At 61.9% G+C, this 25,338-nt stretch carries 24 protein-coding genes; 7 read left to right on the forward strand and 17 right to left on the reverse strand.

Annotated features, from left to right (window positions below):
• The first annotated feature begins 105 nt into the window (after positions 1 to 105).
• Together FJQ55_RS06420 and FJQ55_RS06425 are read left to right on the forward strand one after the other, a co-directional pair.
• A complete protein-coding gene (locus FJQ55_RS06420; protein ID WP_140826824.1) occupies positions 106 to 504 on the forward strand; it encodes a winged helix-turn-helix transcriptional regulator in 399 nt (132 codons plus the stop codon).
• 144 nt (positions 505 to 648) lie between these two features.
• Positions 649 to 1,812: a low temperature requirement protein A gene (locus FJQ55_RS06425; protein ID WP_161596958.1), complete on the forward strand. Its 1,164-nt coding sequence runs from the start codon at positions 649 to 651 to the stop codon at positions 1,810 to 1,812.
• Positions 1,813 to 1,860: 48 nt separating this feature from the next.
• On the opposite strand, the gene FJQ55_RS06430 is transcribed toward FJQ55_RS06425, so the two are convergent.
• The gene (locus FJQ55_RS06430; protein ID WP_140826826.1) at positions 1,861 to 3,099 is read right to left on the reverse strand and encodes an MFS transporter; all 1,239 of its coding nucleotides are present in this window, start codon (positions 3,097 to 3,099) and stop codon (positions 1,861 to 1,863) included.
• A gap of 258 nt (positions 3,100 to 3,357) precedes the next feature.
• On the opposite strand from FJQ55_RS06430, the gene FJQ55_RS06435 reads away from it, so the two are divergent.
• Positions 3,358 to 4,275 (forward strand): diacylglycerol/lipid kinase family protein, encoded by a 918-nt coding sequence (locus FJQ55_RS06435; RefSeq protein ID WP_140826827.1) that lies wholly within the window; start codon positions 3,358 to 3,360, stop codon positions 4,273 to 4,275.
• 51 nt (positions 4,276 to 4,326) lie between these two features.
• On the opposite strand, the gene FJQ55_RS06440 is transcribed toward FJQ55_RS06435, so the two are convergent.
• The 5 genes from FJQ55_RS06440 to FJQ55_RS06460 form a co-directional block, all read right to left on the reverse strand.
• Positions 4,327 to 5,958, reverse strand: coding sequence for an ABC transporter ATP-binding protein (locus tag FJQ55_RS06440; protein WP_167507690.1), 1,632 nt, complete (start codon positions 5,956 to 5,958; stop codon positions 4,327 to 4,329).
• Positions 5,933 to 7,066, reverse strand: a complete 1,134-nt coding sequence (locus FJQ55_RS06445; RefSeq protein WP_140826828.1) for an ABC transporter permease — start codon at positions 7,064 to 7,066, stop codon at positions 5,933 to 5,935. The genes FJQ55_RS06440 and FJQ55_RS06445 overlap by 26 nt, the downstream gene beginning before the upstream one ends.
• The gene (gene oppB / locus FJQ55_RS06450; RefSeq protein ID WP_140826829.1) at positions 7,059 to 7,982 is read right to left on the reverse strand and encodes an oligopeptide ABC transporter permease OppB; all 924 of its coding nucleotides are present in this window, start codon (positions 7,980 to 7,982) and stop codon (positions 7,059 to 7,061) included. The genes FJQ55_RS06445 and oppB overlap by 8 nt, the downstream gene beginning before the upstream one ends.
• A gap of 60 nt (positions 7,983 to 8,042) precedes the next feature.
• The gene (locus FJQ55_RS06455) at positions 8,043 to 9,644 is read right to left on the reverse strand and encodes a peptide ABC transporter substrate-binding protein (RefSeq protein WP_140826830.1); all 1,602 of its coding nucleotides are present in this window, start codon (positions 9,642 to 9,644) and stop codon (positions 8,043 to 8,045) included.
• Between the two features lie 239 nt (positions 9,645 to 9,883).
• Positions 9,884 to 11,242 (reverse strand): glutamine synthetase family protein, encoded by a 1,359-nt coding sequence (locus FJQ55_RS06460; RefSeq protein WP_140826831.1) that lies wholly within the window; start codon positions 11,240 to 11,242, stop codon positions 9,884 to 9,886.
• Positions 11,243 to 11,433: 191 nt separating this feature from the next.
• Here FJQ55_RS06460 and FJQ55_RS06465 point away from each other — a divergent pair, with 191 nt between their 5' ends.
• The gene (locus FJQ55_RS06465) at positions 11,434 to 12,807 is read left to right on the forward strand and encodes an aspartate aminotransferase family protein (protein ID WP_140826832.1); all 1,374 of its coding nucleotides are present in this window, start codon (positions 11,434 to 11,436) and stop codon (positions 12,805 to 12,807) included.
• Positions 12,808 to 12,854: 47 nt separating this feature from the next.
• On the opposite strand, the gene FJQ55_RS06470 is transcribed toward FJQ55_RS06465, so the two are convergent.
• From FJQ55_RS06470 to FJQ55_RS06480, 3 genes are all read right to left on the reverse strand, one after another.
• Positions 12,855 to 13,631 carry an SDR family NAD(P)-dependent oxidoreductase gene (locus FJQ55_RS06470; RefSeq protein WP_140826833.1) on the reverse strand — a complete coding sequence of 259 codons (777 nt, stop codon included), beginning with the start codon at positions 13,629 to 13,631 and terminating at the stop codon, positions 12,855 to 12,857.
• Positions 13,632 to 13,730: 99 nt separating this feature from the next.
• Positions 13,731 to 14,018, reverse strand: a complete 288-nt coding sequence (locus FJQ55_RS06475) for a DUF2218 domain-containing protein (protein ID WP_140826834.1) — start codon at positions 14,016 to 14,018, stop codon at positions 13,731 to 13,733.
• Between the two features lie 2 nt (positions 14,019 to 14,020).
• Positions 14,021 to 14,602: a PadR family transcriptional regulator gene (locus FJQ55_RS06480; protein ID WP_140826835.1), complete on the reverse strand. Its 582-nt coding sequence runs from the start codon at positions 14,600 to 14,602 to the stop codon at positions 14,021 to 14,023.
• 161 nt (positions 14,603 to 14,763) lie between these two features.
• Between FJQ55_RS06480 and FJQ55_RS06485 the strand changes: the two genes are divergently transcribed.
• Positions 14,764 to 15,237: an OsmC family protein gene (locus FJQ55_RS06485; protein WP_140826836.1), complete on the forward strand. Its 474-nt coding sequence runs from the start codon at positions 14,764 to 14,766 to the stop codon at positions 15,235 to 15,237.
• Between the two features lie 19 nt (positions 15,238 to 15,256).
• On the opposite strand, the gene FJQ55_RS06490 is transcribed toward FJQ55_RS06485, so the two are convergent.
• The 3 genes from FJQ55_RS06490 to FJQ55_RS06500 form a co-directional block, all read right to left on the reverse strand.
• Positions 15,257 to 16,753, reverse strand: a complete 1,497-nt coding sequence (locus FJQ55_RS06490; protein ID WP_161596959.1) for a glycosyltransferase family 39 protein — start codon at positions 16,751 to 16,753, stop codon at positions 15,257 to 15,259.
• The gene (locus tag FJQ55_RS06495; RefSeq protein WP_246085040.1) at positions 16,746 to 17,756 is read right to left on the reverse strand and encodes a glycosyltransferase family 2 protein; all 1,011 of its coding nucleotides are present in this window, start codon (positions 17,754 to 17,756) and stop codon (positions 16,746 to 16,748) included. The genes FJQ55_RS06490 and FJQ55_RS06495 overlap by 8 nt, the downstream gene beginning before the upstream one ends.
• Before the next feature lie 88 nt (positions 17,757 to 17,844).
• Positions 17,845 to 19,320 carry an ArnT family glycosyltransferase gene (locus FJQ55_RS06500; protein ID WP_140826839.1) on the reverse strand — a complete coding sequence of 492 codons (1,476 nt, stop codon included), beginning with the start codon at positions 19,318 to 19,320 and terminating at the stop codon, positions 17,845 to 17,847.
• An 81-nt stretch (positions 19,321 to 19,401) separates the two neighbouring features.
• Between FJQ55_RS06500 and FJQ55_RS06505 the strand changes: the two genes are divergently transcribed.
• Entirely contained in the window at positions 19,402 to 20,364 is a 963-nt protein-coding gene (locus FJQ55_RS06505) for a lysylphosphatidylglycerol synthase domain-containing protein (protein WP_140826840.1), read from the forward strand.
• Positions 20,365 to 20,379: 15 nt separating this feature from the next.
• On the opposite strand, the gene FJQ55_RS06510 is transcribed toward FJQ55_RS06505, so the two are convergent.
• From FJQ55_RS06510 to FJQ55_RS06515, 3 genes are all read right to left on the reverse strand, one after another.
• Positions 20,380 to 21,882, reverse strand: a complete 1,503-nt coding sequence (locus tag FJQ55_RS06510; RefSeq protein ID WP_140826841.1) for an AMP nucleosidase — start codon at positions 21,880 to 21,882, stop codon at positions 20,380 to 20,382.
• A 103-nt stretch (positions 21,883 to 21,985) separates the two neighbouring features.
• Complete coding sequence (locus FJQ55_RS23315) at positions 21,986 to 22,156, reverse strand: hypothetical protein (RefSeq protein ID WP_161596961.1); 171 nt, start codon at positions 22,154 to 22,156, stop codon at positions 21,986 to 21,988.
• Positions 22,157 to 22,328: 172 nt separating this feature from the next.
• Complete coding sequence (locus tag FJQ55_RS06515; RefSeq protein ID WP_062275118.1) at positions 22,329 to 22,664, reverse strand: DUF2147 domain-containing protein; 336 nt, start codon at positions 22,662 to 22,664, stop codon at positions 22,329 to 22,331.
• A 511-nt stretch (positions 22,665 to 23,175) separates the two neighbouring features.
• Here FJQ55_RS06515 and FJQ55_RS06520 point away from each other — a divergent pair.
• Positions 23,176 to 23,442: an SEL1-like repeat protein gene (locus FJQ55_RS06520; protein ID WP_140826842.1), complete on the forward strand. Its 267-nt coding sequence runs from the start codon at positions 23,176 to 23,178 to the stop codon at positions 23,440 to 23,442.
• A gap of 157 nt (positions 23,443 to 23,599) precedes the next feature.
• Here FJQ55_RS06520 and FJQ55_RS06525 read toward each other — a convergent pair whose 3' ends face one another.
• Both FJQ55_RS06525 and FJQ55_RS06530 read right to left on the reverse strand, forming a co-directional pair.
• On the reverse strand, positions 23,600 to 24,712 hold the full coding sequence (locus FJQ55_RS06525; protein WP_140826843.1) for a pyridoxal phosphate-dependent aminotransferase: 1,113 nt from the start codon (positions 24,710 to 24,712) through the stop codon (positions 23,600 to 23,602).
• A 112-nt stretch (positions 24,713 to 24,824) separates the two neighbouring features.
• Positions 24,825 to 25,241 carry a PilZ domain-containing protein gene (locus FJQ55_RS06530; protein ID WP_062275112.1) on the reverse strand — a complete coding sequence of 139 codons (417 nt, stop codon included), beginning with the start codon at positions 25,239 to 25,241 and terminating at the stop codon, positions 24,825 to 24,827.
• Positions 25,242 to 25,338: the final 97 nt, after the last annotated feature.

Genomic DNA, 25,338 nt, shown 5'->3' on the forward strand with positions numbered 1-25,338 from the left:
GTTTGCACGCCCCCCATTAAGGCGATAAGATCACAAGCCGCAAGAATGCACATTTTCTGTTTGTAGATACAATTTTGCCCCTCAGTATCAAAAAGGATACCAGGAATGTCGAAGCCCCGCGCCAAGATGACCAACAGCTTTCCGGGTTGCCCGGTCGAGACGACGCTGAGTTTTCTCGATGGCAAATGGAAGGGCGTCATCCTCTATCATCTGGTGATGGACGGCACCCTGCGCTTCAGCGAATTGCGCCGGCGCCTGCAGGCGGTGACACAGCGCATGCTGACCAAGCAGCTGCGGGAACTGGAGGAGCATGGGCTGGTGACGCGCACCGTTTATCCCGTCGTGCCGCCGCGCGTGGATTATGCGCTGACGCCGCTGGGCCAGAGCCTCAGGCCGGTGATCCTGGTGCTGGAGCAATGGGGCAGCCGCCATGTCGAATGCAAGGACGGCAAGCGCCGGGTGATCGGGCCTGAGGACATTGTCTCGAAAGCCTCGGCGGCCTGAAGTCACAGGATCCTTAGCTGCGGCACCCTACGTCGCTGGCTGCTCTTTCTCTTCAGAAGATGGGGCCAATTCTGGCACTGGACAGATGCGGCTCGACCGGTGTCTGCTGGGTGCATCGGAGCGTGGATGATGAGGGGTGCAGCCATGACTGAGACGCAAGAGGGGCCTTTTCGAGCCCAGACCATAGAACTCTTCTTCGACTTGGTCTTCGTCTTCACCATCACGCAGATCACTCATCTCGTCGAGCATGCCCATGGTGCCGTGGACCTGTTGCATGCCCTTGCCGTTCTGATGCTCGTCTGGTGGATGTATGGCGGCTACATCTGGCTCACCAATCACGCCCATACCCGCAAGAGCATGCGCCTGGTTTTGATAGTCGCGATGGGCGGCTTTCTCATCATGGCGCTGGCGATCCCCGACAGTGCCGGCGAGGGCCGGCTGCTCTTCGGTGCCGCCTATCTCGCCATCGTGCTCCTGCATTTCGCCGCCTTCGCCTGGCAGGGTGGGGCGGCGGCTGCTCGCGCCATGCTGCGCATCGTTCCTTTCAACCTGGCCGCTGCCCTTCTGGTGATCGCCTCCGGCCTCATCGAGGGCAGTTGGAGCTGGATCCTGCTGTTGTCGCCGGCGCTGTTGTACGTCGTCGTCAGCGTGACGAACACCGGCGAGGGTTTTGCCATCGATGTCTGCCATTTCGTCGAGCGGCACGGTCTGCTGCTGATCATCGTGCTCGGAGAGATCGTCATCGCGACGGGGAGCGGTTTCACCACCATCCCTCACACCGTCGGAGATTTCGTCGCGCTGCTTCTCGCCCTGGCCCTGATCGGTTCTTTGTGGTGGAGCTATTTTGACCGCGACGATCAGCATGCCGAGCATCGGATGATGTCCGCCGACAACCGGGATCGAACGCGGATTGCCTTGTTCGGCTACAACGGCGCGCACCTGTTCATGATATCAGGCCTGATCCTCGTGGCCGCCGGCTTGAAGGCGGTGATCGGCGCCCGGATCCACGACATCGCAGGAGGGGAACAAGCCGCGGCTGCGCACGGCAGCGAAAGCCTGCTGCTCTTCGGGCTCGGCGTCTATCTGCTCTTCGACACGGCCTTCCGCTGGCTGTTGCAGCAGAAACCTCTGCTCATCCGGTTTGCTGCGGCACTTGTCGCGCTCGCACTGGCATTGGTCGCCCCGCTGCATGGTCTCCCGCTGCTGGCCGTGGCCCTGGCTCTGATGATCGTCATGCTCTTGAGCGAGGGCATGGTGGAGCGGCGATCCGACCAAGGCGGCATAGGCCGAGGCAGTCATGCCGAATGATGGATCAAGCCCGACCCTGATCGCCAGCAGCCACGGGAGCCCGAACCGTCAGTCGGCCAGGGACTTCTTTTCCAGCGCGACCGATATCGCAAAGACGACAAGGCCGAGGGCCGAGAGTGCCGAGCCGACGTAACCGGTTGCGCCATAGCCGTATCCCGCCGCGATCACGATGCCGCCGAGCCAGGCACCGAGCGCATTGGCGAGGTTGAAGGCGGAGTGGATGGTGGCTGCGGCCAGTGTCTTTGCCTCCGCCGCCACATCCATGATGCGCGTCTGCACGGCCGGGCAGGCGGCAAAGCCGCAGCCGGTGAGGAAGACGCAGATGCACAACATGACCGGGTGGTGTGCGGTGAGCGAAAAGACTGCCATCAGCGCGACGTTGAAGGCGAGCATGCCGCCGATCGTGCCGTTCAGCGAGTAGTCCGCCAAACGGCTGCCGACGATGTTGCCGACATTCATGCCGATGCCGAAAAGCGCCAGCACCACGGCGACCATGCTCGCGGGCATGCCGGCGGTGTCCGTCACCGTCTTGGCGATGTAGCTGAAGATTGCGAACATGCCGCCGAAGCCGACTGCGGCGACAGCCATGGACAGCCACACCTGCACCCGGCCGAAGGCGGACAGTTCGCGCAGCATGCTGGCGCCTTCGACCACTCTGTCCTTGGGCAGGTAGATGGCGATGAGCGCGACGGTCAGCGCCCCGATGGCCGCCACCAGCAGGAAGGCGGCGCGCCAGTCCATCAACTGTCCGAGGAAGGTCGCGATCGGTGTGCCCACGAGGGTGGCGATGGTCAGACCGAGCATGACGCGCCCGACGGCGCGCACGCGCCGATGCGGCGGCGCCATGGACGAGGCAACAAGCGCCGCGACACCGAAATAGGCGCCGTGCGGCAGGCCGGTGATGAAGCGCAGGACGGTGAAGCTCAGGAAGCCAGGTGCCAAGGCGCTTGCGAAGTTACCGAGCGCGAAGATGCCCATCAGGATCAGAAGCAGCGTCTTGCGCGGCAGCTTGGCGCCGAGCGCCGCAATGATGGGGGCGCCGAGCACGACACCCAGCGCGTAAGAGGAGATGACATGTCCGGCCTGGGGCACGCTGACGCCGTAGGTCGTCGCGACTTCCGGCAGCAGCCCCATGATGACGAATTCACCGGTGCCGATGCCGAAACCACCGGCGGCGAGCGCGATTTCGATCAAAAGGATCGCCGTGGCGCTGAGACCAGAGCCAACGGAGGTATGGGCATCGGATGAGCGCGTGGGCGTGCTGGCGAGTGCGGAACAATCGGTCATGAAATCACCGGGACGCCGGGGAGACGGCGTAAAACGCTTCTATCGAAGCCATGATGGGAAAGCGGTGCGAAGCACCAGATGGCAAATGAAATTGTTGTTTATCATGCTCATGTGCGTCGCAGCAAAGGCTTTTGCTCACGACACCGAATTTTGCCCGCCCTTGAATTCCGCCTTTCGGCTTTCGATCTGAGAGACGACAGAAACTTTTGACCGGGCCGCACGTTGTGACCCCGTTGGCCCGGGGTGTTTAGGAATTCCATGAAGATCAAGGCGGTACTCAATCGCGACGGTGGCACCTTCAAGACCACCGACATGCAGGTCTATTGCGCCAGCGCCACCGAGGCCTTTGCCAAGCAGGGGCATGAGCTCGAGTGCGCGATCGTGGCCGGCGACGAGATCGTCGAGGCGCTGCAGAAGGCGGTCGAGACCGCAGGCGTCGATGCGGTGGTCGCCGGTGGCGGTGACGGCACGATTTCGGCCGCGGCCGGCATCGCCTGGAAAGCCGGCTTGCCGCTCGGCGTCATCCCGGCCGGCACGATGAACCTCTTCTCCCGCTCGCTGAAACTGCCGCTAGACATCTGGAAGGTGCTCGATGTGCTGGCCGCAGGCGAGGTGGCCTCGGTCGACATCGCCACGGCCAACGGCCGCCCCTTCGTCCACCAGTTCTCCGCAGGCCTGCATGCCCGCATGGTGCGCATGCGCAACCAGATGAACTTCGCCTCGCGCATCGGCAAGATCCGGGCGAGCACCAGTGCCGCTTTCGGCGTGATGCTCGATCCACCGCGTTTCGAGGTGATCTTCGACATCGACGGCGATGGTCGCAGCGACGAGCGCCCGGTCTCTGCGATCTCGGTCTCGAACAATCCGCTCGGCAACAACTCGCTGTTCTTCGCCGATCGGGTCGATACCGGTCAGCTTGGCGTCTACCTGGCCGACCCCTTGGAACCGACGGGCGTCGGCAAGCTCGCCTTCGACATCCTGCGGGGCAGGTTCAAGGAGAACGAGGCGGTGACCGCCTCGACCGCCCGGACGGTCCATCTGCATTTCCCCAGGCACCGCAAGGGCGCGGCCTGCGTGCTCGATGGCGAGCTTTTGCGCATGCCGGCCGATGTCGAGCTGAAGATCCATCCGGGTGAACTGAAGGTGCTGGCGCCACCGCCGCAGCCTGCCGCCTGAACGATAACGGCGCCCGATGAGGCGCCGTTCTTGTTTCAGTTTTTGCCCGCCTCAGTGGGTGAAGGCGGCGGCGATCAGCGCCTTGGTATAGTCTTCCGCCGGATGGTCGAAGATCGCCTCGGTATCGCCCTGCTCGACGATCTTGCCGTTCTTCATCACCACCACATGATCGGACATCGCCCGGATGACCGAGAGGTCGTGGCTGATGAAGACATAGGACAGGCCGTAGCGGTCCTGCAGGTCGCGCAGCAATTCGATCACCTGACGCTGCACCGAGCGGTCGAGGGCCGAGGTCGGCTCGTCGAGGATGACCACCTTGGGCTTCAGGATGATCGAGCGGGCGATCGCGATGCGCTGCCGCTGGCCGCCGGAGAACTCGTGCGGATAGCGGTTGCGCGCCGTCGGATCGAGGCCGACTTCCTTGAGGGCCGCGATCGCCCGCTGGTCGCGTTCGGCGCGGGAGAGTTGCGGCTCATGGACGTAGAGCCCTTCGGTGATGATCTCGCCCACCGTCTGGCGCGGCGAGAGCGAACCATAGGGATCCTGGAAGACGAGCTGCATCTGCTTGCGGAAGGGCCGCATGCCGGCCCTGTCGAGGCCCGAGATGTCGTTCGTGCCGAAACGGAAGGCTCCATCGGCCTGCAGAAGCTTGAGCAGAGCGCGACCGAGCGTCGACTTGCCCGAACCGGATTCCCCGACGATGCCGATGGTCTGGCCCTGGCGAAGGCGAATGCTGACCTGATCGACGGCACGGAAGGTGCGTGCCTTGCCGAACAGCCCGCCACCGCCGATGTCGAAATCGACGATGACGTTGCGGCCTTCCAGCACCATGGGCGCATTTTCAGGCGGCGGCGCCTTCGTGCCGGTCGGCTCGGCGGCCAGCAGCATCTTGGTGTAGTCGTGCTGCGCATTGCCGAAGATCTCGTCGCGCGTCCCCTGTTCGACGATCTCACCCTTGCGCATGACCGCGACCCGGTCGGCAACGTGTTTGACCACGCCGAGGTCATGGGTGATCAGCACGATCGCCATGCCGAAGCGCTTCTGCAGATCGGCGAGCAGGGTCAGGATCTGCGCCTGGATGGTGACGTCGAGCGCCGTCGTCGGCTCGTCGGCGATCAGCACGTCGGGCTCGTTCGCCAAGGCCATGGCGATCATCACGCGCTGGCGCTGGCCGCCGGACATTTCATGCGGGTAGCTGTCGATGCGGCGTTCCGGGTCCGGAATGCCGACGAGTTTCAACAGCTCCAGAACGCGGGCGCGGGCCGCCTTCTTGCTCAGGCCGCGATGATGGATCAGCGGCTCGGCGATCTGGCGGCCGATCCGGTAGAGCGGATCGAGCGAGGTCATCGGCTCCTGAAAGATCATGGTGATCTTCGAGCCGCGGACCGTGTTGAGCGTCGAGAGCGGCTGGCCGACGAGGTTGGTCCCGCCATAGAGGGCCTCGCCGGTGACGCTGCCGTTCTTGGCGAGCAGGCCCATGATGCCCATCATCGTCTGGCTCTTACCCGAGCCGCTCTCGCCGACGATGGCGAGTGTCTCGCCCTTCTTCACGTCGAAGCTGATGCCCTTGACCGCTTCGACGGTGCCGTCGGGCGTTTGGAAGGTGACCTTGAGGTCGTTGACGGTGAGAACCGGTGTCATGTCATGTGTGTCCATGTCAGCGATCCTTCGGGTCGAGCGCATCGCGCAAGCCGTCGCCGACGAAGTTGAGGGCAAACAGCGTCGCGACGAAGAAGATCGCCGGGAAGATCAGCAGCCATGGTGCGCTTTGCATGTTCTTCGTGCCCTCCGAGATCAGCGTGCCCCAGCTCGCAAGCGGCGCCTGGACGCCGAGGCCGAGGAAGGACAGGAAGCTTTCCGTCAGGATGACCTGCGGCACGACGACGGTGACGAAGACGATGACGGGGCCGATCGTGTTCGGGATGATGTGCCGGCGAATGATCTGCCAGTCGGTGAGGCCAAGCGCTTCCGCCGCCCCAACGAATTCGCGGCGCTTCAGAGACAGCGTCTGGCCGCGTACGATGCGGGCCATTTCCAGCCATTGCACCGCCCCGATCACGACGAAGATCAGCACCACCGACCGCCCGAAGAAGACGACCAGCACGACGACGAGGAAGACGAAGGGCAGCGAATAGAGGATCTCGACGAAACGCATCATGACATTGTCGATGCGGCCGCCGAGATAGCCCGAGGTCGCGCCATAAATGACGCCGATGCCAAGCGAGACGAGACTGGCGGCCAAACCCACGGCAATCGAGATCTGCCCGCCGAGCATGACGCGGACGAGCAGGTCACGGCCATTGGTATCGGTGCCGAACGGGAAGGTGACCTGATCGACCTTGCCGGTGACGGTCACCGATAACCCGTCGGCGCTGGTCTCCTGGATGGTGGTTTCCTTGAACTCGTTGGTGCGGTCGAAATAGCGGATCGTGCGCGGATCGATCGGCTTTGCGGCGGTCAGCACAGCGGTGAAGGTGCCGTCCGCAACCTCCAGGCTCTTGAGCTCGACACGGGCGCGCTTGGCGATGCCTTCGGCGACTTCCTGCAGCGATTCCGGATCGGGACGCGGCTCGAGGCTCGGAGGCACGGTAACATAGGACGCGAAGACCTGGTCGTAGGTATGCGGCACGAAGAACGGCCCGGCGAAGGAGAAGAGGACGATCAGAACCAGCATGACGCAGCCGCCCATGGCGGCTTTGTTGCGCTTGAAGCGCAGCATGGCGAGCTGGGTCAGGCTGCGACCGGCGATTTCGGCGGGGGCCAAGCCCTGGGTGACGGTTGTATCAGTCATTGCGGACCCTCGGATCAAGCAGGCCGTAGGCGATGTCGACCAGCAGGTTGAAGAAGATCACGAACACCGCGACGAGAATGACGGTGCCCATGACGAGGGGATAATCGCGGTTGAGCGCGCCGAGCACGAAATAACGGCCGACACCGGGAATGGTGAAGATGCTTTCGACGACGGCCGAGCCGGTGAGCAGGGCTGCAGCGCAGGGCGCGAGATAGGAAACGACCGGCAGCATGGCGCCGCGCAGGGCGTGCGTGATGACCACGACGCGCGGCGGCAGGCCATAGGCGCGTGCCGTGCGGATATGATCGCCGTTCAGTGCTTCGATCATCGAGCCGCGCGTCAGGCGCGCAAAGACCGCAAGCTGCGGCAGGGCCAGTGCCGTCATCGGCAGGATCAGGTTCTGGAAGCCGCCACTGCCCCAGCCCCCGGCCGGCAGCCAGGAGAGCATGACGGCGAAAATGAGGGTGAGCACCGGGCCGACGACGAAGTTCGGCACGGTGACGCCGATGGTCGCGAAGGCCATCAGGCCGAAGTCCAGTGCACTGTTCTGGCGAAGCGCTGCGATCGTGCCGAGAATGACGCCACCGATGAGCGCGATCAGGATCGCATAGAGGCCGAGCTCGACGGAATAGGGCAGGGCCTTGCCGATGAGTTCGGCGACCGTGTTGTCCTTGTAGATGAAGCTCGGGCCGAAATCGCCCTTAAATGCATTGCCGAGATAATGCAGGTACTGGCTCCAGAGCGGGTCGTTGAGCTTGTACGTTTCCATGACATTGGCCATGGTCTGCGGCGGGAGCGGACGTTCGAGACTGAACGGACCACCAGGCGCGAAGCGCATCAGGAAGAACGAGATCGTCACGACGACGAACACGGTGGGCACGGCGCTCATGAGCCGGCGCAGGACGAATGAGATCATGGTGATAAAAGCCGACGCGCGACAGCCATCATGCTGCCGCGCGCCGATCCCTTTTGTTCGTTATTCGGAAACGCTGAGGAACTTGGACAGGTGCTCGTTCACCGCATTGTCTTCCCAGCCGGAGACGCGCGAGGAGACCAGCCACAGGTTGGCGGAGTTCATGAAGGGGGCGATCGGCTGGTCGGTGTTCAGGACCTCTTCAGCCTTCTTCAGGATTTCCATGCGCTTGGCCGGATCCTGCTCCTCATAAGACTGCTTCATCAGCGAGTCGTATTCTTCGCTCTTGTACTTGCCGTAGTTGAACGTGGTATTCGTGCTGACGTTCAGCGCCAGGAAGTTTTCCGGATCGCCGTAGTCGGCCGACCATGCGGCGCGGGCCACGTTGAACTTGCCGCCTTCCTGCAGGTAGGCGTAGTGCGAGGCGACGTCGAGGTTCACCAGCGACACCTTGGCGCCGAAGGTGTTCTTCCACATGTCGGCGACGGCGGTTGCGACGCGCTCGTGGTTGGCATTGGTGTTGTAGCGGATCTCGATGTTGAGCGGCTTGCCGCCTTCACCGTAGCCGGCGGCCTTCATCAGCTCGACGGCCTTGTCTTCGCGGTCGATCTGCGACATCGAGGCGAAGTCCGGAACCGGACCGTCGCCATAGCCCGGCATGCCCGGGGGCACGAGGTTGTAGGCCGGAAGCTGGGCGCCGGCATAGATTTCCTGGGCGAGGAAGTCGCGGTCGACGGCCATGGAGAGCGCGCGGCGGACGTTGACGTCGTTGTAAGGCGGCTCGCGGTTGTCGAAGACGTAATAGTAGGTGGCGAGCGACGGGGTTACGTGGACCTGGTCGTTATAGGTTTCGCGCAGGCGTTTGATCTGGTCTGCGGAGAAGTTGTAGACGAGGTCCATTTCCTTGGCCTCGAAGCGACGCACGGATGCGGCATCGTCATCGATCGGATAGAAGATGACCTTGTCGAGCTTGACGTTGGCGGCATCCCAGTACTTGTCGTTCTTCACGACGGTGAGCGTATCGTTCGGCACGTGTGCTTCAAGCTTGAAGGCGCCGTTGGACACCATGTTGCCCGGCTTGACGAACTGGTCGCCGAACTTTTCGAAGTTTGCCTTGCTGATCGGCAACGCGGTGTAGTGCGCGAGAAGCTGCAGGAAGAAGGGGGTTGGACGCTCGAGCGTGATCTCCACGGTCTTGGCGTCGACGGCCTTGATGCCGAGCTGGTCGACCGGGAGTTCGCCCTTGTTCACCTTTTCGGCGTTCTTCACCGGATAGAGAATGCCGGCGTATTCGGCAGCTGTCTTCGGATCTTCCAGGCGACGCATCGAGAAGACGAAGTCTTCGGCTGTCACCGGTGTTCCGTCTGACCAGTTGGCGTTGTCGCGGATCTTGAACGTGTAGGTCAGGTTGTCATCGGAAATCGTCCAGCTTTCGGCAGACCCCGGAACCACTTCACCCTTGGCGTTGAAGATGGTCAGGCCTTCGAACATGTCGCGGACGACGAAGCCTTCGATGTCGATCGAGATATGGGCGTAATCAAGCGTCTGCGGCTCGCCAGCATTGCCGCGATGCAGGACGGCTTCGGCGAGCGCCTGGCTTGCGCCGGTCAGCAGCGATCCGAGCAGCAGGGCTGTGCCAAGGAGTCGGCGGGTCTGGATTGTCATTTTTTTCTTCCCCTTTACGTTTACGGAAAGGGCAGAGAAGAGCATTCGTCAGACGGTGGCAAGTCGATTTGTGAGGCGGTACCCCAATTTTGATTAGGTTTCGCCCATCAAGCCTGTGACTTGGTTCGAAGATTTCGTGTGACGCTTGTGTGACGAAATAATATTAGCGCGCCATCGGCTCGTCTAAATGCGACGGGCGGGCGCCGAGGCACCGCCCGTCATGGCTCCGCGTCGCGTCGTCAGATCCGCGGCAGATAGGTCTGGTAGTCGAAGCTTGAGACGGTGCGCAGATAGGCCATCGCCTCCTTGCGCTTGGTGTCGCCATATATGCGTTGGTATTCGGCGCCGAAGATTTGCCTGATGAAGGCGGATGACCGAAAACGCTCGACGGCGGTCAGGAAGTCGTAAGTCAGCATCTCAGGGTTTTCAGGCGCACTATCCGGCGTCGTGACCGGGCCGGGATCGAGGTCTTCGTCGAGCCCGAGCAGGATGCCGCCGAGGATGGCGGCGAGCAAAAGATGCGGATTGGCGTCCGCGCCGGCCACACGGTGTTCGATGCGGGCGGCCGGGCCATCCTTGTCCGGGATACGGATCGCCGTGCCGCGATTGCCGAAGCCCCAGTCGATCTTGTCGGGTGCGAACGAACCTGGCTGGAAGCGGCGATAGGAATTTGCAAAGGGTGCGAAGATCAGCTGCGCATCCTGCATGCTCTTCAGCATGCCGGCAGTGATGGACTTCAGCTTCACCGGATCGCCTCCCTTGGCATCCAGGATGTTCTTGCCTTGCCTGTCGATGATCGAGGCGTGCACGTGCAGGCCCGAACCGGCGTGATCGCCATAGGGTTTGGCCATGCAGGTCGCCTTGAAACCGTGGCGCCGGGCGGCGAAATCGACGACGCGCTTCAGGTAGATGCAGTCATCGGCGGCCGAAATGGCGTTCGGCTTGTGCAAGAGATTCACTTCGAACTGGCCAGGGCCAAATTCTGCCGTCGTCGCATCGGCCGGCAAGCCCATGTGATCGCAGTATTCGCGCACGGTCTCGAGGAAGTCTTCCATCGCAGCGGTCGCCCGCATGTCATAGAGTTGGTAACCCTCCACCTCGCCATTCATGACAAGCGCCTTCGGCGGCATCGGCACACCGGTCTCACGGAAATCCGGCTCCATCACGTAGAATTCGAGCTCGGTGGCAACGACCGGAGTCAGCCCCTTTTCCTCAAAGCGCTTCAGTACGTTTGCGAGGATGGCGCGCGGGCAGACGTAATGGGGCTCTCCATCAAGCGTATGCATGGTGGCAAGCACTTGCTTGGAACCAGCAGGTCCCCAGGGCAGGGTGGTGAGCGAGTTCTTGTCCGGAGTGCAGATACCGTCCGGATCACCCAGCGTCAGCGAGATCTTGGTGATGTCGTCATTGTCGTCACCCCAGATGTCGAGCGACTGCGTCGAGGCCGGGAGGCGCACCGTGTTCTTCCAGACCTTGTCCTCCGCCTTCAGCGGGATCATCTTGCCTCTGAGGTCGCCATTCATGCCGACAAGCAGCACCTCGATGCGTGCGGAAGGGTCGGCTGCGGTGAGATCGGCGGCCTCGGTTGATGCTGTCATGAAAACTCTCGCTGGCTTTTAAGGGCGGATTTGGCCGGAGGAACGCGGCAATCGGTGCCTTGCCAAACGCATTTTGGAACGTCATGGTCGTAGCCGATAATGTTCCGCCTTTCAATGCGGGGTAAGCTGGGCACACCGACCATGTTTGGCCGTCACGCCGAGCGCTATCGCCCCGACCAAGGATCCGACCCATGAACAAGCCGCTCTCCGCTGTCTCCAACCTCGGTGCCATCGACGCTGCCCACCATCTTCATCCCTTCTCGGACATGAAGAAGCTGAACGCGGCCGGCACCAAGATCATCACCCGGGCGGAAGGCGTGCATATCTGGGACGCGACCGGCAAGCAGTACCTCGACGCCTTTGCCGGCCTCTGGTGCGTCAATGTCGGCTATGGCCGCAAGTCAATCGCCGATGTCGTTCATGCGCAGATGCTGGAATTGCCCTACTACAACACCTTCTTCGGCACCACGACCCCGCCGACCACGCTGCTTGCCCAGAAGATCGCCGAAAAGACCGGTCCGAAGATCAACCGCGTCTTCTTCTCGAACTCCGGCTCCGAAGCCTCTGATACCTGGTTCCGTATGGCCCGCGTCTACTGGAAGGCGCTCGGCCACGAGACGAAGACGCAGGTGATCGCCCGCAAGAATGCCTATCACGGCTCGACCGTTGCCGGCGCCTCGCTTGGCGGCATGAAATGGATGCACGAGCAGGGCAACCTGCCAATCGAAGGCATCCATCACATCAATCAGCCCTATTGGTATGCCGAGGGGGGCGATCTCTCGCCCGAGGATTTCGGCCTGAAGGTCGCCCGCGAGCTTGAAGAGAAGATCCTCGAACTCGGCGAAGAGAATGTCGCGGCTTTCGTTGCAGAGCCGATTCAGGGGGCAGGCGGCGTCATCGTGCCGCCTTCGACCTACTGGCCGGAAATCAAGCGCATCTGCGCCAAATACCAGATCCTGCTCGTCGCCGACGAAGTGATCTCCGGTTTCGGCCGCCTGGGTTCGTGGTTCGGCCACCAGCATTATGATTTCGAGCCGGACCTAGCACCGATCGCCAAGGGTCTCTCGTCCGGCTACCTGCCGATCGGCGGCGTGCTGGTGTCTGACCGCGTGGCGGAAGTCATGGTCAACGAGCTCGGCGATTTCTACCACGGCTACACCTATTCCGGTCACCCTGTCGCAGCCGCCGCAGCGCTTGAGAACATCCGCATCATCGAGGAAGAAGGTCTGGTCGAGCGCGTCCGCGACGACACCGGCCCCTATCTCGCCCAGGCGCTCGCCTCGCTCACCTACCACGAACTGGTCGGCGAAGCCGTGAGCGTCGGTCTGATGGGCGCCGTTCAGATCACCGCCGACAAGGCCACCCGCCGCCGCTTCAAGAAGCCTGACGATACCGGCACTGCCGTCCGCAACCAATGCGTCGATGCCGGCGTCGTCCTGCGCGCCACCGGCGACCGCATGCTCTTTTCGCCGCCGCTGATCATCTCGCGCGCCGAAATCGACCAGGCGGTCGATACGCTGCGCAACGGTCTGGACTGGCTGAAGGACAATCGCGGCGAGGGCTGAGGCGGATTGGAAGCACAGAGGGCGCCGGCGGGCCGGCGCCTTTTCCCTCACGGCATGAACTGCCCGCCATTCACGTCGATCGTCTGCCCCGTGATGTAGCCCGCCAAGCTTTCCGACGCGAGAAAGAGATAGGCGCCGACACAGTCTTGCGGCGTGCCTGTGCGCTTCAAGGGCACGCTGCCGGCGACCTGGTCGAGCTGGCCTGGCAGGGCGTATTTGTCCTGGAATGGCGTGGTGATCACGCCGGGTGCCACCGCGTTCACGCGAATATTGTATTTGCCGAATTCCAGCGCCATACCCTTGGTGACCGCGCCAACGAAGGCTTTCGACGAGCCGTAGACGCCTGAACCTGCCGTGCCGCCGGTGCGGGCCGCGACCGAGGTGGTGTTGATGACGAAGCCGCCCCGGATCTTGAGGTGGGCGATTGCTGCCTGGGTCGTCGACAGAACCGAGCGGGCATTGACGTCCATCACCTTGTCATATTGGGCGTCCGTCATGTCCTCGTAGAGCACGCGGGCGATCATGCTGCCGGCATTGTTGATTACCCCGTCCAGTCGGCCGAAGGTCTTGGCAACATGGGCGACCGCATCTGCCATGGCTTCCGATGAGGCGGCATCCGCCTTCACCAGCACGACGCTGCCGCCGGCCGCCTCGATGTCCCGGGCGATCGCGTGGGCTGCTTCGCTGTTGGAATTGTAGTGAAGCCCGACCAATGCACCTTGGGCGGCAAAGGCCCGTGCCAACGCCTCGCCGATACCGCTCGAGGCCCCGGTGATGAGAACGGCCTTGCCGGCGAGATCGGGGATCGTGAGAGTGGTGGTCATGGTCAAACTCCTCCTGTTGTCGGACAAGCTTAGACCGGCCCTGCCGTCATTTGGCAAGGCCGGTCTGCTGTCTGTCGGTTCACCATCACCTAGGAAGGATCAGGCGGATGTCCACTCGAAGGGGAGCGGTGCCTCCTTGAAGGCGAAGCGATCGAGATGGCTCGACACCACTTCCTTCATCCGCTCCAGAACGTCGACCGAGGCCGCTTCGATCTCGACGGTCAGAGCCCCGGCATTGGACGTCATCACCGTAGTGGCTTCGGCGAATTTCACCACGCCCTTCTGCTCAGTCAGTTCCACCTCAAGCTTATGCGCCCAATGTTTGCAGAGCTGCTGCAGGTATTTCCAGCCGCTTTCGGTCGGGATGACCGCAATCGTTTTTGCCATCATTAAAGCCTTTCGATTTTGCCGACCGCCTCGTCGAGAATGCGGGCGACCTCCAGTTGTGTTTCTCGTGTCGTGCCATCGCGTGACAGACAGTCATGCAGCGCCTGCTTCAGATTGCCCATCGCACGCCGGACAGGACCGGCATCGGTGCGTTCGCTGACCTGGGCCAGCGCCGTGAGGCGGCCGATGGCAACCGCGACCTCGTCGGCGCGTTCATCCAGATGGGCGCGACCTGCCTCGGTGATGGCAAGCAGCTTGCGCGGGCCTTCGCTCGCCTGTTCTTCCGCAAGGCCCATGTCGAGGAGCAGCGTCATGGTCGGATAGACGACACCGGGCGAGGGCGCATAGGCGCCGCCGGAAAGCGTTTCGATCTCGCGGATCAGGTCGTAGCCATGGCGCGGCTGATCGCCGATCAATTTGAGCAGCACGAGGCGCAACTCGCCGCCGTCGAACATCCGGCGACGTTCGCCGCGTCCGCGCGGGCCGCCACCCATGGGGCCGCCGAACGGACCGCCGCGCATGGCCATGGCCATCATGTCCCTGAAGCCGCGACCACGGCCGCCTTCGCAATTGTGATGTCTCATTCTTCAATTCCTCAAATCTGTTTCAGTGACTCTAAGATATATCTTAAATCGATCGATGCAAGAGGCTTTTTGATTTTCCTTGGCGAAGGATCGGCTTGGACATCACCGGCCAGATGCCTATCATTGCGACAAGGACTCAAGAGATATTTTCGGAGACTGCAATGTCAGAGCATCGCCACGAATACCGGCTCACCGTCACGTGGGAGGGCGACCGTGGCTCCGGCACCTCGGGTTACCGCGCCTATGGACGTGACCACCGCATCGCCGCCGCTGGCAAGCCGGACATTGCGGGCTCTGCGGATCCGCATTTCCTCGGCGACCCCGCACGATGGAACCCTGAGGAAATGCTGCTCGCCTCAGTCTCTGCCTGTCACAAGCTCTGGTATTTGCATTTCTGTGCCGTCTCCGGCGTCATCGTCACCGCTTATGAGGATCAGGCCGAGGGGACGATGCAGATGGACAGCGATGGAGGCGGCCGATTCACCGAGATTGTGCTCAAGCCCCGCGTGACGATCAAGGCCGGCACCTATCCGGAGCTTGCCCTGGAATTGCATGGCGATGCGCACGAGAAGTGTTTTATCGCCAATTCCGTCAATTTCCCCGTACGCTGCGAGGCAGTGATTATTGAGGCGTGAAGGTCACGCCCCGCTCTTCTCACGGGTAAATCAACACATAGTGGAAGTCCGGGGCTTGTGTCCGAGAGCGACCCGTAAAGGGCAGGCTGACAGTTTTCGTCTCCGGCGGGATGGTGCCTTTGTGCAGATTGTCTTTTGCCCATGTCTGCAAACGCGCGGGAAGAGTCGTTTCCTCTCCACGCCACATCAGCGCGATGGGCCTCTCGCGGCTCCAGTCGTAAGATGCCGTGAGATTGGGAAACTGCAGGGTGATCACGGCCGAATCCGGCCACTGCATCTTCAGATTTCCGGCCGCCAGCCAGTCGGGCGCGACGATCAGCGACGGCGAGATGCGCTCGCGCTCGGCGAAAGCCGCCTCGAACGCGGCATAGGGCTGGTGGTAGTGAGAGGGGCGCCCTTTATGGCCAGCGATCATCATTGCGATCGGGATCAGGATCATAGTGACCAGAGCGACGGGCAGGAGGCGGCGCAGCCCCGCTTCGGCGTCCATGCCCTGCGCTTCCAGCTTAAGCACGAGGTAGATCGGCAGCAGTTGGAGGAGGGGAAGCAGCCATCGATCTCGGAAGGTCGTGAAGGTGAAGACGAGGATCATCAGCGCGAGGATCAGCAGAATGCCCGCAAGCAGGGCGCCGACAAAGCGGCTTTCGCCGCTTTGCGCCCGCCATGCCGAAAAAGCACGACGTCCGAAGGGAAGCCCGATGACGAGTGCGGCCGGGGCGCAGAGCACGATGGTCATCTGGAGGAGCTCGCCAAGGCCGAGCAGGATCTGGTGAAGCCGGTTGGTGTCGCTCGCATCCTCGGCCATTCTGGCCGCGGTGACAGAGGACGCGACCCCCATATTGTCGAGGAACCAGAGCACATGCGGCAGAACGATCAGGGCCGCGACCAAGATCGAAAGCAGGATCTTAGGGTCAAGCAGCCGCCGCAGTCCGCCCGGTTGCAGAAGGCAGGCGAAGAGCAAGGCGGGTAGGACGAGCACGAAATTGTATTTCGTCAGCATGCCGACCCCGGCGGCGCAGCCGAGCAAAAGATAGTTGCGCATCGTCGGCGACCGCAAAGTGACGATGGCCGCGATCACAACCAAATTGACCATCAGCATGGTGGCCGTGGTGTGGGTCAGATCCCGCTGCGCCTGCCAGAACATCTGTGGAATGAAGAACAAGCCAAGCGTTGCAACGGTGGCGAGCGCCGGCTGCCGGACGAGCAGGCGCGCCAGCACCCAATAGCTTGAGATCACGGCGAGAAGCATCAGCGATTTCAGCGCTGCAAGCCCCACGAGATAATTGCCGACAATGGCGAACACAGCCTGCTGGAGCCAATTGTAGAGCGGCGGCTGTGCGTCGTAGCCCGCCGCAAACCATTGCGAAAGAAGCACCTGCTGCGCTTCGTCGATCCGCAGACCATGTGGCAGCCACAGGCGCACCGCGAACTGAACGACATAATAGGCCGCAAAGACCCACAGGATCTCAGCGGGGTGGCGCGCCAGCCTGTCGATCAGCCGTTGTGCCTTATGCATCTTTGGCAAGAACCTCGCGCACGATGTAGTTCGGCTGCGCATCGTCGCGGTAATAGGTGCGGGCGATCATTTCGGCGAGGATGCCTGTGGTGATCAGCTGGATCGATGACAGGAACAGCATGAAGCCGAGAATGAGCAGGGGGCGGCCGCCGATATCCTCGCCGAAGATGACTTTCTGGATGAAGAGCCAGGACAGGATGAGCGCGCTCAAGAATCCCGTGCCGAGGCCGAGCGAGCCGAAGAAGTGGCCGGGCCGCGCCTTGTAGCGCATGAAGAACATCACCGACAACAGATCGAGGATGACGCGGAAGGTGCGCGAGATCCCGTATTTCGACGTGCCGTGCTGGCGCGCATGGTGGGTGACGGCCATCTCGCCGATGCGCGAGCTCGGGACGACGCCGGCGACCCAGGCGGGGATGAAGCGGTGCATCTCGCCCATCAGCTTGACCTGCTTGATGATGGAGGCGCGGTAAATCTTCAGGCTGCAGCCATAGTCGTGCAGCCTGACCCCGGTGATCCGGCCGATCAGCTTGTTGGCGCACCAGGAGGGTATCTTGCGCAGCAACAATCCGTCCTGACGGTTCTTGCGCCAGCCGACGAGCAGATCGAGTTCCCGCTCCTCAAGCGCTGCCACCATGGCCGGAATGTCCTTCGGATCGTTCTGCAGGTCGCCGTCGAGCGTCGCGATTAGCCGGCCCTGCGCTGTATCTATCCCCGCCTGCATGGCAGCCGTCTGGCCAAAATTCCGCTGCAGGGCAACGATCTTCAAGTCGAGACCTTCGCGGTTGATATACTTGCGCGCATGCAGCAGCGTCCGGTCCGCACTGCCGTCATCGACCAGGACGAGTTCCCAGGCACCGACAAATGGCACCATCGCTTCGCAGATCCGCTCGATGAGCGGCCCGACGCTTTCCTCTTCATTAAAGACCGGCACGACGAGCGACAGCTCTGGGCACTGCTGGTTCAGCTCGGCGGCTTGCTCAGATAGCGATGGGCTCGTCAACGTCGTCTTCCTTCTGAAGTCTGGTCTGTAACACAAGCGATGCGGTTGAGGCATCGTCTCTCGTGGGCGCTGGATCTATGGTTCAATGTCAAAGCCTGGAATAGTAGAACACGTGCCTGGTTGCCGTGGACGGGCCATCCGGGATCTCGATGGCCTGGAGCGGAGCAGTCGCCGCGTCGGAGCGCAGGCCAGAGAGATTTGCCGATGCCTTGTCCGATGTGGCCACGAAGACGGCTGGAGCCGCGAGAGGCGCAAGCGGGCCGCTCTCTTGAGCAATGATCTCGGCAGCGGGGAATTGCAGCAGCAGATTGGCGGCAAGAGCGCGCTCAGGCGTGACGATAACGGCCGGGGCACCGCCCACCTCTTTTTCCAGCGCGGCGGCAAAGCCGGCATAGGGCATCTCAGGCTTGTCCGACCAGCCGAGTGCCGGAGCCACCAGATCCTTGCCGACCAGCATCGCCGACACGCCAAGGAACAGCGTGCCGGATATGACCGCGGCCGCCTTAAGACGGGGGCGCACGTCGATGCCGGCCGCTGCGATCTTCAGGGTCAGGTACAAGGGCAGTGCGACGAAATAGATTGCGAGCCACTTCTGACGGACTTCCGTGGCCCCGATCGCAACGACCGTCAGATAGACGAGCACAAGACTGACAACGAAGGTCCAGCCAACCAATTGCGTCGACGGGTTGCTTGCCCTGACGATGGTTCTGACGTCACGGGCAAAGAGGACAAAGAAGAAACCAAAGATTGGCAAGGACGCTTTCAGAACGGCCGTTGCAAACGAGGCGGAGGTCGCCACAAATCCCCAGAACCGTCCTACATCTTGCCTGATCTCCATCTCATTCAGCGTCTGGGCGCTTGCCGAGTCGAGGTTCTGCAAAAGCCAGAGCGCATGGGGCAGGGCGATGGCTGCTGCAACAGCCACGGTTGCCACGATCCTCCAGTCCAGGACACGACTGCGAAAAGCGTTCATCGCCAGGAGCACGAGCAAAGCTGCTGCCGGGATCACGACAAAATTGTACTTCGAGATGGCGCCCAGGCCGATGGCCACGCCGACTATCATATATCGAGGAACCGTGGGGTTTTTGACCGCGGTAAACAGTGACCAGAAAAACAGGGCGACGCAGGCGATCGCGGCGACCGTATGCGTGAGATCCCGTTGTGACATCAGGAAAAATGTCGGCATGCTGAAAAGGCTGAAGGCGCCCAGAAACCCCGGCAAACGGTCACCCGTTGGAAGGCTGACGGCTGCAGCAATCAGGAGGGTGCTCAGGAAAAGGAGTCCGTATTTGAGAACGGAAAGTCCTGCGACCGAGGGGCCAGTGATGCTGAAGACGGCGGCCTGCAGCCACTCGTAGAGCGGCGGCTGGGAGCCATAGCCCCATTCCAGCGACAGGTAATGCAACACTTGTTGCATCTCGTCGGTCTCAAGCGTTCCCGTGCGCAGAACCCTGGCAAGGGCGGCCAGTATGAAGAAGGCGGCGAGGATCAGGTAGAAGGATCGCGGGTGGGGACTGAGATCGTCTCCTACCAACTTTCCGCGTTCCTCTGCTACTTCCATCATCGAACTCCCTGACCGCCGGTGGTGCAGGCTGGCCCATTCATGCTAGAGGGCGCGTTGAACACTGATCGGGCGCACGACTATATGAATTCAGATACGGATGCCAGCCGCCGGCCTTGGATAATCCGCAACCGCGTAAGCCTTGTGACGGTCGCGGCGGTGCTTGCCTATGGCGTCTTTCTGCAATGGGCTTTCGGCTGGCCGGTCCTGGTGGCGCAGTTCCGCGATATCGGCGCGGGACCGTTGAGCCTCGCGCTTGTGCTGCTCGTCGCAACATACGTGGTACGCACCTGGCGTATCCGCGATTACTTTCCGGCGGAAACCAAGGGTGGGTTCCGGCGTCTGCTGCGATTGACGCTCGTCCACAATCTCCTGAATATCATGCTGCCGATGCGCACCGGCGAGGCAAGTTTCCCGCTGCTGATGCGCACAGAGTTCGGCATGCCGCTGGCGCGGGCGACGGCGGCACTTCTCGTCATGCGCCTGCTCGATCTTCATGCCTTGCTGGCGGCCGCCGGGCTCGGGCTGGTGATCGGCCCCGACCGGCCGGTCTGGGCCTGGCCGCTCTGGCTGCTTTTCCTCCTCGCGCCGCTTCCCGCCTTCGGCCTTAAACGCCCGCTCTTCGCGCTGGCGCGAAAGCTGCCCGAACGGCTCAGACATCACGTCGAAGAGCTCCATCGCGGCATGCCGGTCAATGGGCCTGCCTTTTTGAGGGCGTGGGCGGCGACCGTGCTCAACTGGGGCGTCAAGGTCGTCGTCCTTGCCTGGGTTCTGACCTTGATGGGTGTTCATCCGATCTCGGCAAGCTTTGGTGGTGCGCTGGGGGGCGAACTATCCTCGGTCCTGCCGGTGCATGCGCCGGGCGGCATCGGCACCTATCCCGCCGGCATCGTCGCCGGCGGCCTCAGCTTCGGCGCCGCGCCGACCGCTGCATTCCTCGCCATCCTTGGCAAGGCAGCGGTCAACGCCCACCTGCTCATCCTGCTATCGGCCTTCGTCGGAACCGGGGTCGCCATGCTGCTTGCGCCCGCCGTCGGAAAGCGATGAGCGGACGCCGTCTTCTTACTGGAACGCCGTCTCGAAGAAGCTTCTGAGCTTGCGCGAATGCAGCTTCTCGGTCGGCATGGCGCCGAGTTTTTCGAGCGCCCGGATGCCGATCTGCAGATGCTGGCTGACCTGCGTCTTGTAGAAGGCCGTGGCCATGCCGGGAAGCTTCAACTCGCCATGCAGCGGCTTGTCGGAGACACAGAGCAGCGTGCCATAGGGCACGCGGAAACGAAAACCGTTGGCGGCGATGGTGGCCGACTCCATGTCGAGCGCGATCGCGCGCGACTGCGATAGGCGTTTGACCGGACCGCGCTGGTCACGCAGTTCCCAGTTGCGGTTGTCGATTGTCGCGACCGTGCCGGTGCGCATGATGCGCTTGAGTTCGAAACCCTCATAGCCGGTGATCTCCTCGACCGCGTCTTCCAGCGCCAGCTGCACTTCGGCGAGCGCCGGGATCGGCACCCAGACGGGCAGGTCATCGTCAAGCACGTGGTCTTCGCGCACATAGGCATGCGCCAGAACGTAGTCGCCGAGCCTCTGGCTGTTGCGCAGGCCGGCGCAGTGGCCGAGCATCAGCCAGGCGTGGGGCCTGAGTACTGCGACATGGTCGGTGATCGTCTTGGCGTTGGAGGGACCGACGCCGATATTGATCACGGTGATCCCGGCATGGCCCTTCTTCTTCAGGTGATAGGCCGGCATTTGCGGCAACCGGCCGAGAGAAACACCCTCCGTCGGCTCGGTGTGGCCAGCCGGCGTGATGATATTGCCGGGTTCGACGAAGGCGGTGTAATCGCTGCCGCCCTCCGCCATCAGCTGGCGCGCTAAGGCGCAGAACTCGTCAACATAGAACTGGTAGTTGGTGAAGAGCACGAAGTTCTGGAAATGGTTGGCGCTGGTCGCGGTATAATGCGACAGCCGCGCCAGCGAATAGTCGATGCGCTGGGCAGTAAACGGCGCCAGCGGATGCGGCTCGCCGGGCTTCGGTTCATACTCGCCATTGGCGATCTCGTCGTCGGTCACGGTGAGGTCGGGCGTGTCGAAGATGTCGCGCAGCTGCATGTCAGCCAAGCCACCGGCCGAGGCCTCGACATGGGCACCCTCACCGAACGCAAAATGCAAGGGGATCGGCGTCGTCGATTCCGACACCGTGATCGGCACCTGATGATTGCGCATCAGGAGCGCCAGCTGCTCCTTGAGGTAATGCCGGAACAGTTTGGGCCGGGTGATCGTCGTCGTGTAGACGCCGGGGGAGGTCACGTGGCCATAGGAAAGCCGGCTGTCGATGTGACCGAAGCTCGTCGTCTCCATGCTCACCTGCGGATAGAAGGCGCGGTAGCGGCCCTCGATCGGCCCGCCATTGGCGAGCGCCGAAAACGCCTCGTTGAGGAAGCCGGTATTGCGTTCGTAGAGTGCGGTCAGCGCATCCACGGCTTCGACCGCATCGGTAAACACCCGCGGTTCAAAGGGTTCGGGACTGATGGAATTCAGCGGCACAGGGGATGAGATTCGTGTGTTCATGCCGCATTATAGGAGAGGAACATTGACAAGCAAACGACGTCGGAGATCCGGCATCAAGATTTCTGCGGCAGCGACGCGTCCGACCTCTGAGAGGGGCGTGTGATCAGAAGTTGGGCCGGCATGAGTTCAGGCCCGTCGGCGCGCAACTGGCGATCAATCCGCTCGAGGCATGGCGCGCAACGGGCTGATTGTTGACGACGAGATGGCTGAAGACCATGGCAAAGACGGCCATTGTCAGGGTCATGATTGTCAGGCGCCGAGCCACTGTTGCCATCATCAAATCCTCTGCTTGCTTGAGTGAAGCCTGTATGACCTATGAGGCCTGAATGCGGCCTGAGGACCAAATTCACCTGGCGTTCAGCTGGATGTGGTGTTTGGATCCGACGTCCTGAAACGCGAAACGGCCGGATTGCTCCGGCCGTCCGCGGGTAGAAAGAAGCCTCGGCTCAGAGGCGCGTCCACGTCTGGCTCTTGCAGAGAACCGCCAGCACGCATCCCTTCATCTTCAGAGAATTGCCGGAAACCGTGCCGGAACCCGAATAGGTCTTGTCGTTTTCCGGGTCGGTGATCTCGCCCGAATAGCTGTCGCCAGAGCCGTCCATTTTGCCGATCTGCTTGCCATTGTGCTTGCCGCTCCGAAGCGTCACGCAGAAGGCGCCGCCGCAGGGGGCGATTTCGGCGGTGGCGCCGCTGGCGGTCTTCCACTTGCCCTCGATGGGCTCTGCCGCCTGTGCTGAAAGGGCCGTAAGTGCAAGTGCTGCCGCGATGATAAATGTCCGCATGTTTGATCTCTCCTCCCAGGGATGATGGTTGCGCCGGCAATCGCTCCCGTCGTCCTCCTGGAGAGGCGGTCACCGGTTAAAAAATATCTTACGCACACGTAAAGGTAAAATGCAATCCGCCTGTTTCCGGGGGCGGTGGACAAGCCAGAACGCAACATTTCCAGCCTCTATTCGATTTTGCTTCGTGGAGCGTGGTGAACAATGGGTTGATTTTCAATCCTGAAGAAATCGTAAAGTTTTGAAGGAATTCCTTAATTGCCAAGGGGTGTAGTGCTTAACAAAAAACCAAGTTTACGAAGCATTTGTACTTTGTTTTCAGCAAATTAAGGATGCATTTTAAGCGAGTTTTGAAAGCCGTGAGGCATAGTGGGTCCATCAAACGAGCAGGGACAAACCCGCCGCCCCCGACTGATACGAGAATGACCGGACAACGAGCCGGCGCCGGATCAGAAGGGACCCGAAAGGGAAAACAGGGACGTGAGTAACCACTAGGCAAACAGGGACAAAACCAATGGCACGCTTTGAAATGCACACTTCCGAAAATGCCACGATGGGTGGCGAAACCCGGGCCGACGTCTTCCGCGACATGGGCCTGATGTATGCGACCGGTCGCGGTTGCCCCGTGGACCTGGTCTCGGCGCACAAGTGGCTGAACATCGCTGCCATCAAGGGCTGCGACCGCGCTGCCGAACTGCGCGCCGATCTCGCCCAGACCATGAGCAAGGTCCAGCTCGCCGAGGCGCTTCGTGCCGCCCGCGAATGGATGACCATGCATTGATCCTTATCCGCCGCGATCTGCGGCGGCAGACATCACAACAAGAACCCGAAAGGGGAACGTGGCGGGGGACCTTTGGACGGGGCCAGTGCCAACACTTTGAAGAACCGCGACTGGCAGGGACAAGGCCGGCGCGGTTTTTTCTATTGTGGCAGCGAGTTCAGCCGAGCGCCTCCAGAACCTGCGGCAGCGCCTGTTCGAAAAGGTCGAGATCGGCGGGAAGGCCGGTGGAGACGCGAATGCAGCGATTGAGCGGCGCCACGCCCGGCATGCGGATGAAGACGCCGTGGCCCATCAGCCCGTCAACGATGGCGCGGGCGTAAACGCCATCGCGGCCCGCATCGATCGCGACGAAATTGGTGGCGGAGGGAAGGGGCGTTAGGCCGTTCGTCCGGGCGATGTCCGCGATCCGCTCACGCGCAGCCTTGATCCGCTGAACCACATCTTTGAGATAGGCTTGGTCGGCAAGGGCTGCGAGTGCCGCCTCCGTGGACAATCGCGGCATGCCGAAATGATTGCGGATCTTGTCGAAGGCCGAAACGGTGCCGGCCGTCCCGATGCCGTAACCCACGCGGGCGCCGGCGAGGCCGTAGGCTTTCGAGAATGTGCGGGTGCGGATGACGTTCGGCAGGTCTATTAGCGCGTCTGCGGCCGGGATCGAACCCTCGGGTGCGGTCTCGCTATAGGCTTCGTCGAGGATCAAGAGCGTGGTCGGGGGGAGCGCCCGGGCAAAGGTCACGATGCTATCCGCGTCCCACCAGCTTCCCATCGGATTATCAGGATTGGCGAAATAGACCAGCGGCGCATGTTCCCGCTTTGCCAGATCGAGCAGCGCGTCGAGATCTTCGCGGTCATCGCGATAAGGGGCCGCCACCAGCCGTCCTCCAAAGCCGTGGACATGAAAATTGAAGGTCGGATATGCCCCGAGCGAGGTGACGACCGGCATGCCGGGTTCGATCACCAGCCGAACGATGAGCCCCAGCAGGTCGTCTATGCCTTCACCGATGACGAAGTTGTCCGGCTTCAGCCCGAGATGCGCAGCGAGAGCGACCTTCAGGGCATGGTTTTCCGGGTCGTTGTATTTCCAGATCTCGCCGGCCTTTTCGCCGATTGTCCTTAGAACCGAAGGCGCAGGTCCAAACCCGCTCTCATTGGCACCGATCCGCGCGCGAACGGACGTGCCACGTTGACGCTCGATCGCTTCCGGCCCGACGAAGGGCACGGTGGCGGGTAGGGAGGTGGCAAGCGGCGTGAAACGGGAAAAGGCGGTCATTCGCTGTCGGGCATCCAGAAGGGTGATCGGGACGCCCACAATAAGAGGTGGTTCCGGCGGCGCAAGGTCGGGTCGTGCGTTAAAATCCGATTGCCGCCTGCATTAAAAGGGATCAGCGGCCAAGCCGCGCGCCGTTACCGTTTTGGAAAGGTTTGACCGGCTTGTTGATCTCCTCGCCGAGCATGAAGTCGGCGCGCACGATCCGGTGCAGCATGTGCTCCGAGATCGGGGCGATAAACTTGACGCCGACGCGGCTGCCATTGCGATAGACCTCGGCGCAGCCGATGCGGTCCGCAAGCCCGATGATTTGCAAATAATAATGTGAGGAAAGGCCGATGGCCGTTGTAAGTTCCAGCGCCGCCCCGCCCCTCGAAATATCAAGCACCTGGCAGCTGCGGATGGTAATGCCACTCAGGCCCGGGCTCACCGACATGACGCGGGCCGGCCGCTGCACATAGAAGCGTTCCCACTTGCGTTCGTACATTTCCGACGTGACCGTCGCCAGATGCGTGGCATTTTCCATGGGCATGTTCGAACGCTCCTCGTCTCGCTAACCCGCACTGTCTCCCCAATTATTTTCAGTAGGTTCAACAACTTCCATCAAGTTTTAACGATGGCTAAAATTT

Origin of the sequence: Rhizobium glycinendophyticum (genome assembly GCF_006443685.1) — a bacterium.
Classification (GTDB): Bacteria; Pseudomonadota; Alphaproteobacteria; order Rhizobiales; family Rhizobiaceae; genus Allorhizobium; species Allorhizobium glycinendophyticum.

Excerpts from the sequence above, each read along its gene's own strand:
- FJQ55_RS06510 (WP_140826841.1), bottom strand. The coding sequence starts at position 21,882 with ATGAACACACGAATCTCATCCCCTGTGCCGCTGAATTCCATCAGTCCC.
- FJQ55_RS06530 (WP_062275112.1), bottom strand. The coding sequence starts at position 25,241 with ATGCCCATGGAAAATGCCACGCATCTGGCGACGGTCACGTCGGAAATG.
- FJQ55_RS06465 (WP_140826832.1), top strand. The coding sequence starts at position 11,434 with ATGAACAAGCCGCTCTCCGCTGTCTCCAACCTCGGTGCCATCGACGCT.
- FJQ55_RS06425 (WP_161596958.1), top strand. The coding sequence starts at position 649 with ATGACTGAGACGCAAGAGGGGCCTTTTCGAGCCCAGACCATAGAACTC.
- FJQ55_RS06440 (WP_167507690.1), bottom strand. The coding sequence starts at position 5,958 with ATGCGCTCGACCCGAAGGATCGCTGACATGGACACACATGACATGACA.
- FJQ55_RS06505 (WP_140826840.1), top strand. The coding sequence starts at position 19,402 with ATGAATTCAGATACGGATGCCAGCCGCCGGCCTTGGATAATCCGCAAC.
- FJQ55_RS06470 (WP_140826833.1), bottom strand. The coding sequence starts at position 13,631 with ATGACCACCACTCTCACGATCCCCGATCTCGCCGGCAAGGCCGTTCTC.
- FJQ55_RS06520 (WP_140826842.1), top strand. The coding sequence starts at position 23,176 with ATGGCACGCTTTGAAATGCACACTTCCGAAAATGCCACGATGGGTGGC.
- FJQ55_RS23315 (WP_161596961.1), bottom strand. The coding sequence starts at position 22,156 with ATGGCAACAGTGGCTCGGCGCCTGACAATCATGACCCTGACAATGGCC.
- FJQ55_RS06490 (WP_161596959.1), bottom strand. The coding sequence starts at position 16,753 with ATGCATAAGGCACAACGGCTGATCGACAGGCTGGCGCGCCACCCCGCT.
- FJQ55_RS06500 (WP_140826839.1), bottom strand. The coding sequence starts at position 19,320 with ATGATGGAAGTAGCAGAGGAACGCGGAAAGTTGGTAGGAGACGATCTC.
- FJQ55_RS06435 (WP_140826827.1), top strand. The coding sequence starts at position 3,358 with ATGAAGATCAAGGCGGTACTCAATCGCGACGGTGGCACCTTCAAGACC.
- FJQ55_RS06475 (WP_140826834.1), bottom strand. The coding sequence starts at position 14,018 with ATGGCAAAAACGATTGCGGTCATCCCGACCGAAAGCGGCTGGAAATAC.
- FJQ55_RS06460 (WP_140826831.1), bottom strand. The coding sequence starts at position 11,242 with ATGACAGCATCAACCGAGGCCGCCGATCTCACCGCAGCCGACCCTTCC.
- FJQ55_RS06445 (WP_140826828.1), bottom strand. The coding sequence starts at position 7,066 with ATGACTGATACAACCGTCACCCAGGGCTTGGCCCCCGCCGAAATCGCC.
- FJQ55_RS06480 (WP_140826835.1), bottom strand. The coding sequence starts at position 14,602 with ATGAGACATCACAATTGCGAAGGCGGCCGTGGTCGCGGCTTCAGGGAC.
- FJQ55_RS06420 (WP_140826824.1), top strand. The coding sequence starts at position 106 with ATGTCGAAGCCCCGCGCCAAGATGACCAACAGCTTTCCGGGTTGCCCG.
- FJQ55_RS06455 (WP_140826830.1), bottom strand. The coding sequence starts at position 9,644 with ATGACAATCCAGACCCGCCGACTCCTTGGCACAGCCCTGCTGCTCGGA.
- FJQ55_RS06515 (WP_062275118.1), bottom strand. The coding sequence starts at position 22,664 with ATGCGGACATTTATCATCGCGGCAGCACTTGCACTTACGGCCCTTTCA.
- FJQ55_RS06525 (WP_140826843.1), bottom strand. The coding sequence starts at position 24,712 with ATGACCGCCTTTTCCCGTTTCACGCCGCTTGCCACCTCCCTACCCGCC.
- FJQ55_RS06430 (WP_140826826.1), bottom strand. The coding sequence starts at position 3,099 with ATGACCGATTGTTCCGCACTCGCCAGCACGCCCACGCGCTCATCCGAT.
- FJQ55_RS06485 (WP_140826836.1), top strand. The coding sequence starts at position 14,764 with ATGTCAGAGCATCGCCACGAATACCGGCTCACCGTCACGTGGGAGGGC.
- oppB (WP_140826829.1), bottom strand. The coding sequence starts at position 7,982 with ATGATCTCATTCGTCCTGCGCCGGCTCATGAGCGCCGTGCCCACCGTG.